Source organism: Dickeya sp. ws52 (assembly GCF_007210685.1).
Lineage (GTDB): Bacteria > Pseudomonadota > Gammaproteobacteria > Enterobacterales > Enterobacteriaceae > Dickeya > Dickeya chrysanthemi.
The window spans coordinates 114,175-128,606 of the sequence record NZ_SZVX01000008.1; the positions used below are offsets into that span (position 1 = coordinate 114,175).

A 14,432-nucleotide genomic window follows, 5' to 3' on the forward strand; every position below is an offset into this window, starting at 1 on the left:
ATATATAAGTATTTCATTAACATGAAGTTGCAGAAGCCTATACCTCTGCAACTTATTTTTATATTACGCCTACCAAAACCTCAGTGTGTTAATTTACCCCTATCTTGTATTCCCGATGTGGCCACGGCATTCTCTGCCCGTCTAATGCCGAAATACGATACGGCACCACCCACAACCGTAACGTTTCCGAAAAAATAAAAGGGGATGGGAGCGGCTGGGTAAATTCATCGTGCTCGGGATAAATCAGGTACATATCACCTTTACCGGCCAGATAGCGCTGCCCATAAGCAAACATCTGATAAAAATCGGATTCGGACAAACCACGGAGCCTGTCCGCCTGTTGCCCATCGCGGAGCCACTGTCGTTCACGGATCAACTTCCATTTGGTATCCAACACCGCCAGATTGCAGGCAGGGTGGCGTGACTGGAGCAATAAATCAGGCTGTAATTTGAACCGCGCCCTACCCGCGTAACTCACCAAGGTCTGCTCCGCCACCTGCGCTTTCAGATGCTGGTCGGGCGGAATATCTTCCAACAACGTTTGCGCCACAAACGCCTCAAACACGGCTTCCATCGGAAATAACAGCGATATCGCCCCCTCGCTGCCCGCCGACGTTCGCGGGCTCATCCCGGTCAGAATCAGTTTCGCCCAAGCCAGCGGTGCCTGATAATGCGCCATATTGCGGTCCACACGCAGCCCGCTGATATCACTGTCGATATCCCGGCTAGGTGGAATGCCATCAAATGCAAACCGCAGCATCTGGCATTCACGCTGATTTTCCGACGACAACCGCCACTGGCTGACCAAATTAAGGGCCGAATGTAATAACCTATTTGCCGGACAGTCCGGTAAATAGTCTTCATATTCAACCCAGAACTTATGCCGATTCACATTATTGCGGCGCAACTGCTCAGGCAGCAACAGCTTACCTTTGATAAACGGCAGGTTGCCTTGTTGGCTCACATAATCGGAGCGCAACCCTTGCCTGATCAGTTGGCTGACGCTCTGCAAAAACTGGCTGATGAAGATTTCCAGCAGCGTCATCCGCTGCACCTGCACCAACGCCTGCTCTGTCTCGATATGCCGAAAATCCGGTAATACCGCCAGCATAGCCAGCAACACATGCCGTGCTTGTTCAGGGGGGGACGTCCGCCCAATTTTAGGCAAGATCTCCAGTTGCACGCCAAAGGGCGTGGCAAGCACCCCGGCATAGTTCTGCACCTGAATCAGCCGATGCCCTTTGCGTGATGTCAGACGCAGGAACGGGCAGCCCTGTTCATCCAGCGCCAGCGATTCCAGATAGTTGAATACCGCCGGTGGAACCGCGGTGACATCAGCCAGCCGAACCGGAGCCGCGCCGACACAGCCGTATTCAAACACCGAGATAACCTCATGCATCGAGTGGCTCTTGTGCTTCAACGGGCTGATAAATTGCACGATAGGCTTGGGGATCGACCCAGACACCTTGTTCAAAATCTTTCAGCTCATAAGACACCGCTTGCTGATTGTGCAGCCTCAGGCCGTGGTTATCGCCGAACAGCAGATCCAGGTAGTCCGCCCTTTCGATAAAGAATTGCAGTTCATCCTGCGGCTTTTGGTTATCCGCCAGCACTAGCCGGATTTTGTTCCAGTCGTCAAAAAAGTACTCCTGCAACAACGGAATAATTTTTTGGCGGAACGCCGATGTCAGCTGTTTAAACGCGTCGTCTTCGTTCCCGGCTTCCAGTGCGACTTTTACCGGTATAAAAAACGCGTGGCCTAACCGGTGTTCCCGGTCATACAGCGCTTCAATACGGCTATTAAGGCGCTCCAGCAGTGGTTCAAGCTCAACACCCTTCACTGTGATACCACTTAACAGCGATAAATCCGGTGCCATCTCGATAAACTCAAACCGACGCCGCAACGCGGTATCCATCAGGGCCAGCGAGCGGTCGGCCGTATTCATCGCGCCGATAATGTCCACATTCGCCGGTACACTGAACGGTTCGCCGCTGTACGCCAGTTGCAAACTGAGCGCATTTTTCATACCGGCACGCTTGTCGGTTTCGATCAACGAAATCAGCTCGCCAAAAATGCGGGAGATATTGCCGCGGTTGATCTCGTCAATAAACATGGCGTAACGATGAGTCGGGTCGGCCTTAGCCCGCTGGCACAAACGCAGGAAAACCCCCGGTTCGATGGGATAGGTCACGCCCTTGTCGTCACTACGGGCACGAATCCCCTCAATGAACTCTTCATAACCGTAGGATTGGTGGAACGTCGCCACGGCAAAGCGCTGAATAACCTCGGCAGACTGCGGCCCGCGTTTCAGCTCTGCATACAACGCCTGCAAATCCTCGATTTGCTCCAATTGTGACTCGACCAGAAACCATTCGCTATCTTCGGTTTTATCAAACACCGCGGGCTCACGGCGGCCGGTATATTTCACCGTTGTCGAATCCGGGACGGTAAAGCTTTGCAGCTCCCGCCATGCGGTTTGCGACAAATTGCCGTTGCGCCCGTTCAGCTGCGCTTTACGCTGAAACCACGGATGCGCAATCAACTGCGGCACCTTGGTGTGTTTTTGCTTATCCAGCAATACCAGCACGATGACCTGCATCCAGCTCAGCGGTTCCAGGCGGGCATCCAGCCAGACGTCGTAATCCGTCAGCTGCACCTGCGAGGTGTATTCCTTCATTTTTTGCTGCATGGCATAGGTTTTGCCGGTGCCTGGCGGGCCAAAGAAAATCTGGTTGATGGGAGAACTGATCAACACCGGGTTTGGTGTTTCATCGTCAGGCAGCGGCACGTTGCTGGATGGCTTCTCGGTTTCATAATCCGTATTACGCCGACGTAATTCGTCATAGAGCTGCCATATCGCCATATTGACGTGATAAAAATCGATACCGTTCAAACGCTCAGAAAGCGCTTGCTTCAGTTCTCGGTTATTTTGCAACCAGCTTCCCTGAAGTTGTAACCCCAGAGAAAACTGCTGGTTAATAAACCCTGCGACCTGATTAAAAGCACGCCAATCCACCGTGGTGCTATACGTTTCGGGTGAAAAAGCAGCGAAAACGCGATTGCGCACGGCCCAATACATGCGGCTGATCGTTCCCTCATCTCTCGTCTGTAGCATCTGAACGGTTACTGCGTGATAAGCCAGATCATCTGGCTGCTGTCGAATCCGCTCGGTTAACTCACGCCATAACGGAAGATTGCGCTGAAATTCAGCCAAAGACGGCACGCCTTGGCGGATGCTCGCAATGCCATTGTCACGCACATACCACAGCCGCTTTAACAGCTCATCGGTGCTTGCATCCGTGAATGTCGACACTTGCCGAATAGCATCCACCAGCGCGTGATAACTGCTCTCCCAGGGTGATGCCTTTAATTGGTTAATCTTCACCAATTCAGTGAAAAGCTCTTCGAGCGTCAACGCTTCCGTTTTAATACGGGCAATCAAATCCATTACTACACTCCCTTTTTTGCTGTATGCGACACCTTGCCTTAATCGTCAACGCCACCTTCAGCAAGGCAAAAATCGGTAAACGAAACTCATGTCATCCTGCATAACCGCCGCCGCTGCGACAGCGCCATTTGCTCCGCCACATAACTGGATATAACTCATTACGCTATCACGTAAAATTCTTTGCCAAAAGCACGGGTAACGGTATGATTTTACACCAATCGAATAATAAAACGTGCACCGCCGCACATCACGCCGCCTTGCTTTCAGTGCCACGACCATAAAGCGATAGTTAACTGTTGGCATCGTTTAAGGAGAAAACGCCTTGAAACAGACCGCACCCCAGCCTGCGGGCAATTTTGGCTTTCTTGCCGAGCATGACCCTCTCTTCGCCCAAATTGCGGCGGCGGCCGAGCAAGCCTTTTACAGCGACCCCAACACCACACTGATCAAGCTACGCCAATTAGGCGAAGCGCTGGCGCAGCACCTTGCTACGTTATCCGGCATCACGTTTGATGAAAGAACCAAGCAGGTGGACCTGCTTTATCAACTGAACCGGGAATTACAGTTGGAACCCACGGTGCGGGAGCTCTTCCATATCCTGCGGATGGAAGGCAACCGGGCGACACACCACTTCAGAACCCAGCATAAAGAAGCGATGGATGGGCTTAAAGTCGCCCGTTCACTGGCTATCTGGTTCCACCGTTCCTTGGGTAAACAAGGGGCGGATTTCAAAGCCGGGCCATTTGTTCCACCGTCCGACCCCAGCGCACAGTTGCGTCAGTTACAGACAGAAATCGAAACACTGAAAAACGACCTGCTGTCAGCCAGTATCCAGCTCGAATCCAGCCAGCAATTGCAGCTATTACTGGGTAAGGAAAAAGCCGAATACGAAGCACTGGCACTGGAGATGGATCAGGAAGCCAGAGCGTTGGCGAAACAGGCGCAAGCCCATGCCGCCGAACTACAGCAACTCCAGCAAGACTACGAAAGCAGGCTCAGAACGTTACAAGCGCAACTGACCGCCAAAAATGAGCAACAGCGCAACCAGCAAAAGCAGCGCGCCGCGCGACAAACCCGTCAGGCCAGCAAAAAGATTACGCTGACCGAAGAACTGACGCGCATTCTTATCGATCAGTCCTTAAACGAGGCGGGCTGGCAAGCCGACAGCCAGACGCTCAGTTGGGTGAAAGGCGCCCGTCCGGAAAAAGGCGTGAACAAAGCGATTGCCGAATGGCCAACGCGCCACAACGGTGAGAAAGGCCGTGCCGATTACGTTCTGTTTTATGGGCTCACCCCCATCGCCGTGGTGGAAGCCAAACGGCAGAATGAAAACGTCGCCGGTAAAATTCCGCAGGCAGAGCGCTACAGCAAAGGCTTTCAGGTAGCGCCCCCGTTAACCGCCGCCTGGGAACTGGAAGGGCGCAGCATCGCCTGGGCCGACGACACAGAAGGGCATTACCACATCCCCTTTGTTTACTCCTGCAACGGCCGCGCCTACCTACCGCAACTGGCGGAACAATCCGGCACCTGGTTTCGGGATGTACGCGAGCCCGGCAACCTGCGGCGTCCGCTGCCGCAATTTCACACCCCGGAAGGGCTGCTTGACCTGCTCAAACGCAGCAAACAAAAAGCCGAGGAGAAACTCAGCCAGGAAGGGTTGTCTTATCTGCGTCTGCGTGAGTATCAGGAACGCGCGATCATCGCGGTAGAAACCACATTAGCGCAGAACATCCGCACCGCCCTGCTGGCGATGGCGACCGGCACCGGCAAAACGCGCACCATCATCGGCTTGATTTACCGCTTTCTGAAAACCGAGCGCTTCAAGCGCATTCTGTTTTTGGTTGATCGCACCGCACTGGGCAAACAGGCCACCGAAAACTTCAAAGAAACCACGCTGGAACAAAACCAGTCCTTGTCGCAAATCTACAACATCGCGGAACTGGGCGACATGGCCCCGCAGGCGGAAACCCGCGTGCAGGTCGCCACGGTGCAGGCGATGGTCAGCCGGGTGTTTGCCAGCGATACCCCGCCGCCAATCGACCAGTACGACTGCATCATTGTGGATGAAGCCCACCGGGGTTACACGCTCGATCAGGAAATGACCGAAGGTGAGCTTGCCACCCGCGACGCCGCCCAGTACCTCTCCAGCTACCGCCGGGTGCTGGATTACTTTGATGCGGTAAAAATAGCGTTGACCGCCACACCGGCCAAACACACCAGCGACATCTTCGGCCGCCCGGTGTTTGTGTACGCCTACCGGGAAGCCGTCGCCGATGACTGGCTGATCGACTACGAACCGCCGATCCGCTACCTGACGCAGCTCAACCAGCACGGCATCCATTTCGAAAAAGGCAGCCAGGTGAGCGCCATCAACATCGATACCGGTGAGCTGGAAATTGACCAGCTTGAAGACGACCTGCACTTCGATGTCGATGCGTTCAATCGCCGGGTCATCAACGAAAACTTCAACAGCGTTATCTGCAACGAGCTGGTCAAAGAGCTTGACCCATTTGGCGAAGGCAAAACCCTGATTTTCTGCGCCACCGACAAACACGCCGATATGGTCAAACGCCTGCTGGATGAAGCGTTCACCGCCATCTATCCCGACTACAATCAGGCGGCGGTGGAGAAAATCACCGGCAAAAGCGACAAAGTCGATACGCTAATCAGCCGTTATAAAAACGAGCGCTACCCTAACATCGCCATCACGGTGGACCTGCTCACCACCGGCATCGACGTGCCGACAATCAGCAACCTGGTGTTTATGCGCCGCGTGCGTTCGCGCATCCTGTTTGAGCAGATGATTGGCCGTGCCACCCGCCGTTGCGACGACATCGGCAAAACCGTGTTCCGTGTTTATGACCCGGTGGATATCTTCGAAGCGCTGCACGACGCCAACACCATGAAACCGCTGGTTAAAAACCCCGACATCACGTTGGAACAACTGGTGCGGGAACTGACCGACGCCGAGCTACTGGAAACGGCGCTCGCCAGCCCCGGTGAACAAGCAGGAGAAAGCCAGGCCGATGCGGTATTAACCCACCTCAGCCAGAAACTGATGCGGGTGTTACGCAAAGCGGAAAAGCGCGCCGAAACCCAACCATCGGTCAGGCAAAAGCTCGACGAGCTGGAACAGTTGTGGGGCATTGCGCCCAAAAACCTGCATCAGCACCTGCACTACATCGGGCCGCGTCAGGCTGCCGAGTTCCTGCGCCGGCACAGTAACCTGACGACCCAGCTCAACGACGTCGCCCATCTGCTGGGCAGCGATTACCGCCCGGTCATCTCCGAGCACCAGGACGCCTTGCTCGAACGCCACCAGTCTTACGGCACCCATTCACGGCCGGAAGATTACCTCAACAGCTTCAACGAGTTCATTCAAACCCAGCTTAACCAGTCTGTGGCGCTTGCCGTGGTGGTCAACAAACCGCGCGACCTCACCCGCGAGCAGTTGAAAGAAATCCGCCTCCTGCTCGACAACGCCGGTTATTCGGAGACCAACCTGCAAACGGCGGAGCGCAATCAGAGCAGTCAGGATATCGCCGCCAGCATCATCGGGCATATTCGCCGGGCGGCCATCGGCGAGCCGTTGATCCCGTTCGAACAGCGTGTCGATCAGGCAATGGCGAAAATCTACCGGCTGCACAACTGGAGCCCGGTGCAACGCAACTGGCTGCAACGGCTGGCCAAACAGCTGACGTTCGAAGTGGTGCTGGACCGGCCAACCCTCAACCGCAGCTTTGCCACCACCGGCGGCGTCAAAGGGCTGGACAAACTGCTGGACCAGCATCTGGACGAAGTGCTGAACACCCTCGGCGATGCACTCTGGCCCCCCAAAAGCGCCTGATTCTGCTAGACTGCGCCCCACGCATTTTTAACCTCATTCACGCCCTGCGCTCCCGCACGGGGCGCTTCAGGGATCATCATGAGCAATAACGATATCGTACAAAAACTGTGGAACCTGTGTGATGTTCTGCGCGACGACGGTATTAACTACAGCGATTACGTCACCGAACTGGTGCTGCTGCTGTTTATCAAAATGGTGCATGAAAACACCGAAGCAGAACTGCTGGACCAACACATTTTGCCGGAAGGCTGCCGCTGGGCCGACCTGAATAACAAATCCGGCCTGACGCTGTTAAACGACTACAAACAGATCCTGTTCAGCCTCTCCACCGGGAAAACCGCTGACGGCACGCTGGTGCATGACGATGCGTTGATCCGCGCCATTTACGCCGATGCGCAAACCCGCCTACGCGAGCCGCGCCACCTGGCGCAGATGATCCGCACGCTGGACCAGATCGACTGGTTCAGTGCCCAGCGCGACGGGCTGGGCGACCTGTACGAAGGGCTGCTGGAGAAAAACGCCAGCGAAACCAAATCCGGCGCGGGTCAGTACTTCACCCCGCGCCCGCTGATCAACAGCATGGTGCGGTGCATCAAGCCGCAGGCCGGCGAAGTCATTCAGGACCCGGCTGCCGGCACCGCCGGCTTTCTGATCGCCGCCGACCAGTTCATCAAACAACTGACGAACAGCCTCTACGAACTGGATCTGAAGCAGCAGGAATTCCAGCGCAAAAAAGCCTTTATTGGCATTGAACTGGTGCCGTCCACCCGCCGACTGGCGCTGATGAACTGCCTGCTGCACAACATGGAAGGGGACGACGAAGGCGTGGTGCATCAGGGCAACGCGCTGGGCATGGCGGGCAGCCGCCTGCACAATGCCGATGTGATTCTGGCCAACCCGCCGTTCGGCACCTCGAAAGGCGGTGAAGCCAGCATCACCCGCGACGACCTGACGTTCAAAACCAGCAACAAACAACTGGCATTTCTCCAGCACATTTACCGCAACCTGAAGCCGGGCGGCCGCGCCGCCGTGGTGCTGCCGGATAACGTGTTGTTTGAAGCGGGCGTCGGCACCGACATCCGCCGCGACCTGATGAACAAGTGCAACCTGCACACCATTCTGCGCCTGCCTACCGGTATTTTTTACGCGCAGGGGGTGAAAACCAACGTGCTGTTCTTCACCAAAGGCACCGTGAACCACCCGCAGCAGGATGAAAACTGCACCGAAAACATCTGGGTGTATGACCTGCGCACCAATATGCCGAGCTTCGGCAAGCGCACACCGTTTGGCGAAACCCATCTGGCACCGTTTGAAGCGGTGTACGGCGACGACCCGCGCGGCCAAAGCCCGCGCACCGAAGGAGAATGGAGCTTCACCCACACCGACGACAGCGCCGAACTCAGCGACGCCCAGCGTCTGGAAACCAGCCGCTGGCGGGTATTCAGCCGCGAGTGGGTCCGCGACAGCAAAGGCGATTCGCTGGATATCAGCTGGCTGAAAGACCACAACAGCATCGACGCCGCCAGCCTGCCGGAACCGGGTGTATTAGCCGCCGAAGCGATGGGCGAGCTGACACAAGCGCTGGGCGAGCTGGATGCGCTGCTGCGCGAGCTGGGTGCCGACGACGAGGCCGACGCACAAAAGGTGCTGCTGCAAGCGATGCTGGGCGAGGTGAAGTAATGAGCGAGCTGAAATTGCCGCAAGGGTGGGTTAGCTGTAAATTTACTGACCTTCTTGATATTCAAGGAGGAACACAACCGCCTAAATCAGAATTTATCTCATCACCTCAAGATGGATATATAAGATTATTACAGATCCGGGATTTTGGGAAAAAACCCATTCCTACATATATACCTGACACTAAAAAAATAAAAAAATGTGAAAAAATGGATCTATTAATTGGTAGATATGGTGCATCTTTAGGAAAAATATGCTCAGGCATGGATGGCGCTTACAATGTTGCTTTGGCCAAAGTTATAAGCTCACCAAAAATAAAAAAATCATTTCTAAAAAAATATCTTGAATCTGAGCTTTTCCAAGCCCCATTGCGATTGTTATCTCGTTCGGCACAGAATGGTTTCAATAAAGAAGACCTTAGCACCTTCGATTTTTTACTTATACCTGAAAAAGAACAAGCTATCTTAGCGGAAAAACTCGACACACTACTGCCACAGGTTGACAGCATCAAAGCTCGTCTCGAAAAAATCCCTTTGATTATTAAAAAATTTCGTCAATCCGTATTGGTTGCTGCGGTGAGTGGGAAATTGACCGAAGCAAACTTGATAAGCTCAGAAAAAATTGACGATATATCTGACGTTATAGGTGGGCTAACCAAAAACGCCAATCGGAATGATTTTTCATTAAAATTACCATTATTGAAAGTCGCCAATGTATATGAGAATAATATCAGGGTAGAGGACATAGCGGAAATTGGAATATTAGAAAAAGAGATAGAAAGAGTTAGCCTAAAAAAAGATGATATTCTAGTCGTTGAGGGCAATGGTAGCATTGAACAGATTGGGCGTGCTGCTATTTGGAACGAAGAAATAAAAAATTGCATCCATCAGAATCATTTAATAAAGATAAGGTCTTACACTAACAAAGTAGTTCCAAAATTTGTTCTCTATTATTTCATGTCTCCACAAGGAAAAAGTGAAATTATTAAAAAAGCTACATCTGGAGCCGGGCTCTATACGTTAAGCATATCCAAAATATCTTCCATTAGTATTCCTCTTTATTCTATCGAAGAACAAGCCGAAATCGTCCGTCGTGTCGAGCAACTGTTCGCCTACGCCGATGGTGTGGAAAAGCAGGTGCAAAGCGCGCTGGAGCGGGTCAATAACCTGACGCAATCGATACTGGCCAAGGCGTTTCGTGGCGAGCTGACCGCGCAATGGCGCGAAGAAAACCCCGAGCTTATCAGCGGGGAAAACAGCGCCGAAGCGCTGCTGGCGCGCATCAAAGCCGAGCGCGCCGCCCAGCAGCCGCAAAAGAAAACCCGCCGGAAAGCCAACGCCGCCGGTTAACCCGGCCAGCGACAGCGTTTCGGCACGGTTGCCGGTTGATTTTGCGAGCGGCATTCCAAAACGCTCGGCAACCCTACTGTAAATCCATCCAGCCTCTTTCACCCGGTTAGCGGCTGGCATAGAGTGTGTGTGCTGCGGCAACATCCGCAGCCGGGACTGGAACCCCCGATACTCTCAAGACTGAAAAACGCTTTGTTTTTTCAGGGGCTACGTGCACACTCGTTACGGTGATGCAGGCAGGGCAACCGCAAGGTTGACCGGTCTTCTTGAGAACCGGGGTTCCAACCCTGTCTGTGTCACCACCAGGTCTGGAACCCTTGAGTGGTGACGTGTTGATACAATCTCAAGGAAAACAAATCATGACGGACAATCACACCACTCCCACAGACAGCAGCATCACCCTTTTCCGCGAGCTGATCGCCAGCCTGCCGTTTCACCAGCTTGATGAGGTTCAGCTCTGTGACCTTGGCGCTATCGCTGCGGAATCCGTTTCCGGGTTGTGCCATGGGCTGAGTGAACTGGGCGACCGGCTGCAAGACGGTGCCGACATCGGCCCCGAACAGCGTTACCAGTTGGGTGCCAGCCTGAATGCCGCCGCGCACCTGATCCCGGCGCTGCTGGAAATCTGCGAACAGGCGGAACGCCACGCCCACGCGCTGCCGCAGGCGAAGGAGCCCATCCCGCTCTACGCGGTTTAAATACGTGACTGCACAACGCATCACGCAACCCGGCGTGCTTTAACGGCTCGGGCATCCAGCATTCATGCCGGGCCGATATACATCCGATATGCACCGTTAACCAGTGAATCTCGCGCCGGTTTATGCTCACGAGACAACGTCAGCACAATCTCCAACAGTGTGTCACGGCTAAGATCGTTTAGCGCGACAAGCTGCTTTTTCGTCAATTTACTGGTCATGTGGGTTAAACCTTATCGAACTTCCCGGCGTGGTAATCCGCTATCGCTTGCTGGATCTCGTCACGCGTATTCATCACGAACGGCCCGTAAGAGACGACGGGTTCCTCTATCGGTTCCGCATATCCAAACAGCAGCACCGTTTTTTCTGTGGCGTTGATGACAACGGCATCGCCATCATCATGCATTTCCACCAAATTCCACGGCGAAACAGGAGTATCCGCGATGTTTACCGAGCCACACACCACGTATAAGAACACGTTGTTTCCCTGCGGCGCAGGTAACACTACCTCTGTTCCCGGTTGCAACTGCACCACCGACATAAACACACCGGTGAGCGATGGGATCGGGCCGGTCACACCGGCATACACCCCTGAAATCAACCGCATTTCCCCCTGCCCTGATGCCAGCGGTACACAGGGAATATCGTCCCGTTGCAGCCCGATATAACGCGGTGAGGTCATTTTCAGGCGAGCCGGCAAATTCACCCACAATTGCAGGATCTCCATCGCACCGCCCTGACGTTTGAAGTCCTCCGGCGACAGCTCGGAATGAACCAGCCCGGAACCGGCCGTCATCCACTGCACGCCCCCAGCATTGATAATGCTTTCATGCCCACCGCTGTCACGGTGCGCCAGACTCCCTGCCAAAATAAACGTGACGGTTTCAAATCCACGGTGAGGATGCGGCCCGAAAGGTAGCCCCGCGTTATTCGGTGGATACACTTGTGGGCCGTGGTGATTCAGAAACAAAAAAGGATCCACCTGCGGCACGTCCGGACTGGGCACCGGACGACGGGTTATCAGGTCTGCAATGTCATCCCGATAAGCGGCATGGCAGGCTGAAACAGTACGCATAATTCCCTCGCTACACGAAAAAGTTCGATGAAGGAGACGAACCCTATTAGGGCACGATACCCGCACCATGTGGTGAGTGATAAAAACGTACCTCATATTCCCCCTCGACGGGTGGAAATATAAAGCATATCGGCCAGCCTTATTCAGGATCGCCTTGCTGTGCTACTGGTGCCTGTTTAAAAATCGCCCCGACCACCGCTAAGGTACAGGTAATCACTATGTCGGGTAATACACCGTTTAACGATGTCTGTAACAACGCTTTTCTTCTGGACATCATGATGGCGAGAATGCTGCCGTTTGTGAAACCTGACGGGCATTACGCCTGCCACACACTCACTTCTTTTGTGCCAGAACGATACCCAAAAGTATCAAGCCGATACCCAGACTTTGAGTCAGCGTCAGGGATTCCGAGGCAAGGGTAACGCCCATCAGCACGCCGGTAACCGGGCTCAATAGTCCGAGAAGCCCAACCATACCGGCCCCCAAATACCGAAACCCGGTGAACAAACACGCATAACTGACGGCGGTTGAAATTAAGCTGACATAGCTAAGGGCGATAAACTCGCTGCTATTAACCGCAGGCGGAGCACCTTCTACCAGGACAGCGACGATGAGAAGCTCTATCCCGCCCGCCATAAGCTGCCATGCCGTCGTCGTGAGAACGGGAGTACCATCGTCCCACAACTTGCCCAGCACTGCGCCAATCGCCATGAGAATAATCGCGCCGAATGCAGCCGCCATTCCGACCACATCGATAGTTCCCTCTTTAGCCCCTACAATCAGCAAGATACCGATGATGCCAAACGCGGCTCCGCCCAGAAAGCGGGCGTTAACACGCTCATGAATCAACAGCCAGGCCACCCCGGCAAACACCAGGGGACTAAGTGCGCCGATGGAAGCGGCAATACTCGAAGGTAATCGCTGAGTGGCGATATAAAGTAACAAGAAAAACAGCCCCATACTCAGCGAACCCAGTATGGCAGAACGCCACCACCACTTGCCGGAAGGCAAGCGCCGAACGATGAGAAGCAACACAAGTCCCGCCGGTAAGGCACGCAGGGCGGATGCCCAAATCGGGGGAATCGCAAAGAGAAACTGGTGTATGACCCAATAGTTAGTACCTAACAAAATCCAGGCGATGGTGGTGGCAAGCCAACCGCGAAAGTGATTGCCATTGGATAATGTCTTCATGGCGTCCCCCCCAAAAACGGAGAGGTCGTATTATGAGAATGGGCGCGACGCTGAATCAGCGTAATCATCGCCAAATGTTTTTTTACGCAGCAGCGGCTGATGCAGACCAAGGTGAAGAACAAGCTCATATAAGTCTCTTTTTCATAGCAGGTGAACAAATTTCTCAAGAGCATTATTCATCTGCTAAATTTATGGAAATCGCTTATATGCACACTTAATATTCGCCACATGAATGAACTTCGCCGGATTGACCTCAATTTACTGCTGACATTGCACGCGTTGTTAACGGAAAAACACGTCACGCGCGCCGCGCTACGGTTGCACAAAAGCCAGCCGGCGATCAGCCACGCGTTAGCACAGCTTCGTGCGTATTTTGATGATCCTTTACTGGTACGGCGCAACGGCAAAATGGTGCTGACGGCTCGCGCCAATGCCTTGATGCAACCGCTCCATGACGCATTGACCAGCCTGAACGGCCTGTTGGGCGGCTCGATGGAGTTTGACCCGTCACTCGTCAACGGGCGTTTCCGAATAGCCATGTCGGACTATGCAACGCGCATTGTGTTACCCCGGTTAGCGCGACACGTCCGCGAATTGGCACCGGGCCTGGATCTGGCTGTCAGTCAGGTCAGCCGTGATGCCATGGTGGTACAGTTGACGGATGGCGAATTGGATTTAGCGTTGGGATTATTCCCGGATGCGCCGGACCACATTCGGGTACAAACGCTATTCTCCGACGGTTATATCAGCGTGGCGGACAAATCAACATTGCCCGTCGATGGCGGGTTATCGTTGGAAGAGTGGTTGCAGCGCCCGCATATACTGGTCGCTCTGCGGCCAGACTCCAATGATGAAATTGAAAGAGCATTGGCGTTGCTGGGCCTGAAAAGGCGAATTGCAGTGGTATTACCCCATTGGGGGGCAGCGGCGGATCTACTGGCAGGCACAGATTTTATTCTCACCGTCCCCAGCCGGACGGTGGAGCACATACAGCAGCACACAGCCCTGCGCCAATTTCTTCCACCACTGGAACTCTCCCGCTTCGCCTATCGGCAAGGGTGGCATATCCGTAGTGAAAACGACGCCGCCCATCAGTGGCTACGTCAGGCCGTGCTGATGTGCAGCCAACCGGGAGACGGTATAACCTGA

At 54.1% G+C, this 14,432-nt stretch carries 11 protein-coding genes; 6 read left to right on the plus strand and 5 right to left on the minus strand.

Translation table 11 applies throughout. From position 1 onward, the window contains the following. Window positions 1–88: 88 nt before the first annotated feature. Both FDP13_RS09710 and FDP13_RS09715 read right to left on the minus strand, forming a co-directional pair. The gene (locus FDP13_RS09710) at window positions 89–1,399 is read right to left on the minus strand and encodes an McrC family protein (RefSeq protein WP_033576626.1); all 1,311 of its coding nucleotides are present in this window, start codon (window positions 1,397–1,399) and stop codon (window positions 89–91) included. After that, window positions 1,392–3,449: an McrB family protein gene (locus FDP13_RS09715; RefSeq protein WP_143839324.1), complete on the minus strand. Its 2,058-nt coding sequence runs from the start codon at window positions 3,447–3,449 to the stop codon at window positions 1,392–1,394. The genes FDP13_RS09710 and FDP13_RS09715 overlap by 8 nt, the downstream gene beginning before the upstream one ends. Before the next feature lie 322 nt (window positions 3,450–3,771). On the opposite strand from FDP13_RS09715, the gene hsdR reads away from it, so the two are divergent. The 4 genes from hsdR (at window position 3,772) to FDP13_RS09735 (ending at window position 11,020) form a co-directional block, all read left to right on the plus strand. Continuing rightward, window positions 3,772–7,296 (plus strand): type I restriction-modification system endonuclease, encoded by a 3,525-nt coding sequence (hsdR, locus tag FDP13_RS09720; RefSeq protein WP_143839325.1) that lies wholly within the window; start codon window positions 3,772–3,774, stop codon window positions 7,294–7,296. 78 nt (window positions 7,297–7,374) lie between these two features. Next, window positions 7,375–8,976, plus strand: a complete 1,602-nt coding sequence (locus FDP13_RS09725; protein ID WP_143839326.1) for an N-6 DNA methylase — start codon at window positions 7,375–7,377, stop codon at window positions 8,974–8,976. After that, window positions 8,976–10,322, plus strand: a complete 1,347-nt coding sequence (locus FDP13_RS09730; RefSeq protein ID WP_143839327.1) for a restriction endonuclease subunit S — start codon at window positions 8,976–8,978, stop codon at window positions 10,320–10,322. The genes FDP13_RS09725 and FDP13_RS09730 overlap by 1 nt, the downstream gene beginning before the upstream one ends. Window positions 10,323–10,681: 359 nt before the next feature. Then, complete coding sequence (locus tag FDP13_RS09735) at window positions 10,682–11,020, plus strand: hypothetical protein (protein ID WP_143839328.1); 339 nt, start codon at window positions 10,682–10,684, stop codon at window positions 11,018–11,020. Window positions 11,021–11,082: 62 nt separating this feature from the next. On the opposite strand, the gene FDP13_RS21655 is transcribed toward FDP13_RS09735, so the two are convergent. The 3 genes from FDP13_RS21655 to FDP13_RS09745 form a co-directional block, all read right to left on the minus strand. Next, entirely contained in the window at window positions 11,083–11,238 is a 156-nt protein-coding gene (locus tag FDP13_RS21655; protein ID WP_199886323.1) for a hypothetical protein, read from the minus strand. Between the two features lie 5 nt (window positions 11,239–11,243). Next, window positions 11,244–12,092, minus strand: coding sequence for a pirin family protein (locus FDP13_RS09740; protein ID WP_143839329.1), 849 nt, complete (start codon window positions 12,090–12,092; stop codon window positions 11,244–11,246). 333 nt (window positions 12,093–12,425) lie between these two features. Then, window positions 12,426–13,283 (minus strand): DMT family transporter, encoded by an 858-nt coding sequence (locus FDP13_RS09745; protein ID WP_015848000.1) that lies wholly within the window; start codon window positions 13,281–13,283, stop codon window positions 12,426–12,428. Between the two features lie 38 nt (window positions 13,284–13,321). On the opposite strand from FDP13_RS09745, the gene FDP13_RS09750 reads away from it, so the two are divergent. Further along, on the plus strand, window positions 13,322–13,501 hold the full coding sequence (locus FDP13_RS09750) for a hypothetical protein (protein WP_199886319.1): 180 nt from the start codon (window positions 13,322–13,324) through the stop codon (window positions 13,499–13,501). A gap of 10 nt (window positions 13,502–13,511) precedes the next feature. Then, on the plus strand, window positions 13,512–14,432 hold the full coding sequence (locus FDP13_RS09755; RefSeq protein WP_033576630.1) for a LysR family transcriptional regulator: 921 nt from the start codon (window positions 13,512–13,514) through the stop codon (window positions 14,430–14,432).

Bases quoted from the DNA above. Each gene is read 5' to 3' on its own strand.
- FDP13_RS09710 (WP_033576626.1), bottom strand. From the start codon at position 1,399: ATGCATGAGGTTATCTCGGTGTTTGAATACGGCTGTGTCGGCGCGGCT.
- FDP13_RS09715 (WP_143839324.1), bottom strand. From the start codon at position 3,449: ATGGATTTGATTGCCCGTATTAAAACGGAAGCGTTGACGCTCGAAGAG.
- FDP13_RS09725 (WP_143839326.1), top strand. From the start codon at position 7,375: ATGAGCAATAACGATATCGTACAAAAACTGTGGAACCTGTGTGATGTT.
- FDP13_RS09730 (WP_143839327.1), top strand. From the start codon at position 8,976: ATGAGCGAGCTGAAATTGCCGCAAGGGTGGGTTAGCTGTAAATTTACT.
- FDP13_RS09735 (WP_143839328.1), top strand. From the start codon at position 10,682: ATGACGGACAATCACACCACTCCCACAGACAGCAGCATCACCCTTTTC.
- FDP13_RS21655 (WP_199886323.1), bottom strand. From the start codon at position 11,238: ATGACCAGTAAATTGACGAAAAAGCAGCTTGTCGCGCTAAACGATCTT.
- FDP13_RS09740 (WP_143839329.1), bottom strand. From the start codon at position 12,092: ATGCGTACTGTTTCAGCCTGCCATGCCGCTTATCGGGATGACATTGCA.
- FDP13_RS09745 (WP_015848000.1), bottom strand. From the start codon at position 13,283: ATGAAGACATTATCCAATGGCAATCACTTTCGCGGTTGGCTTGCCACC.
- FDP13_RS09750 (WP_199886319.1), top strand. From the start codon at position 13,322: ATGGGCGCGACGCTGAATCAGCGTAATCATCGCCAAATGTTTTTTTAC.
- FDP13_RS09755 (WP_033576630.1), top strand. From the start codon at position 13,512: ATGAATGAACTTCGCCGGATTGACCTCAATTTACTGCTGACATTGCAC.